Origin of the sequence: Streptococcus sp. 1055 (genome assembly GCF_013276815.1) — a bacterium.
Taxonomy (GTDB): domain Bacteria; phylum Bacillota; class Bacilli; order Lactobacillales; family Streptococcaceae; genus Streptococcus; species Streptococcus pseudopneumoniae.
In genome coordinates, this window is the sequence record NZ_VMLT01000117.1 from 1 (window position 1) to 1,807 (window position 1,807).

Below are 1,807 nucleotides of genomic sequence, written 5' to 3' on the forward strand. Positions count from 1 at the left end.
TGCTTTGAGCAACCTGTGGCTAGCTTCCTAGTTTGCTCTTTGATTTTCATTGAGTATAAACTTAGCAAGAAGACCTCTTTTTCAGAAAAGCAGGGTTCTTTTTGATGTCTATTCCATCCTTGAAAGTGTAGAACAAACTGTCAATCGAAAGTGATTATGTCCCAAAAAAATGGTGAGATTGAGGGCAATTATTTTGCTTTCATTTGACAAGAGGAACCCTTGAAGCAGTTTTGTCAGCTAAACCAAGGCTAATCTTAGCCTTGGCTTGTCAGCCTAACAGCATCAAGCATCTTATCAAATGAAATAGAGGGCTAGCTATCAGCTAGTTAAAACATCTAATTTTTAGGAGGGCTGGGTGACTAACTTCATTATAGAACTTTCATTTAGTTAGCAAAAAGGCTTGTTGTCTATAATTGTCTGCATTAGTCTAGATTTTATTTATAGAAAATGTTATAATAGACTGTATTTAAAAAATTTTAAGGAGAAATGACAGAATGTCTGTATCATTTGAAAACAAAGAAACAAACCGTGGTGTCTTGACTTTCACTATCTCTCAAGACCAAATCAAACCAGAATTGGATCGTGTCTTCAACTCAGTGAAGAAATCTCTTAATGTTCCAGGTTTCCGTAAAGGTCACCTTCCACGCCCTATCTTCGACAAAAAATTTGGTGAAGAGTCACTTTACCAAGACGTTATGAACGCTCTTTTGCCAAACGCTTATGAAGTAGCTGTAAAAGAAGCTGGTCTTGAAGTCGTTGCACAACCAAAAATTGATGTAACTTCAATGGAAAAAGGTCAAGACTGGGTTATCACTGCTGAAGTTGTTACAAAACCTGAAGTAAAATTGGGTGACTACAAAAACCTTGAAGTATCAGTAGATGTAGAAAAAGAAGTAACTGACGCTGATGTTGAAGAGCGTATCGAACGCGAACGCAACAACTTGGCTGAATTGGTTATCAAAGAAGCTGCTGCTGAAAACGGCGACACTGTTGTCATCGACTTCGTTGGTTCTATCGACGGTGTTGAATTTGACGGTGGAAAAGGTGAAAACTTCTCACTTGGACTTGGTTCAGGTCAATTCATCCCTGGTTTCGAAGACCAATTGGTAGGCCACTCAGCTGGCGAAACTGTTGATGTTATCGTAACATTCCCAGAAGACTACCAAGCAGAAGACCTTGCAGGTAAAGAAGCTAAATTCGTGACAACTATCCACGAAGTAAAAGCTAAAGAAGTTCCAGCTCTTGACGATGAACTTGCAAAAGACATCGACGAAGAAGTTGAAACACTTGCTGAATTGAAAGAAAAATACCGCAAGGAATTGGTTGCTGCTAAAGAAGAAGCTTACAAAGATGCAGTTGAAGGTGCAGCAATTGATAAAGCTGTAGAAAACGCTGAAATCGTAGAACTTCCAGAAGAAATGATTCACGAAGAAGTTCACCGTTCAGTAAATGAATTCCTTGGAAACTTGCAACGTCAGGGTATCAATCCTGATATGTACTTCCAAATCACTGGAACTACTCAAGAAGACCTTCACAAACAATACGAGGCAGAAGCTGAGTCACGTACTAAGACTAACCTTGTTATTGAAGCAGTTGCCAAAGCTGAAGGATTTGACGCTTCAGAAGAAGAAATCCAAAAAGAAATCGAGCAATTGGCTACAGACTACAACATGGAAGTTGCACAAGTACAAAGCTTGCTTTCAGCTGATATGTTGAAACACGATATCACAATCAAAAAAGCTGTTGAATTGATTACAAGCACAGCAACAGTTAAATAATCTTATACTTTTCGAAAATCAAATTCAAA

The 1,807-nt window shown here is 38.5% G+C and carries 1 protein-coding gene; it reads left to right on the forward strand.

Annotation, left to right across the window (positions count from 1 at the left end; translation table 11 throughout):
* Positions 1-494: 494 nt before the first annotated feature.
* Complete coding sequence (gene tig, locus HT699_RS09895; RefSeq protein ID WP_172934324.1) at positions 495-1,778, forward strand: trigger factor; 1,284 nt, start codon at positions 495-497, stop codon at positions 1,776-1,778.
* The last annotated feature ends 29 nt before the right edge of the window (positions 1,779-1,807 follow it).

Excerpts from the sequence above, each read along its gene's own strand:
- tig (WP_172934324.1), top strand. The coding sequence starts at position 495 with ATGTCTGTATCATTTGAAAACAAAGAAACAAACCGTGGTGTCTTGACT.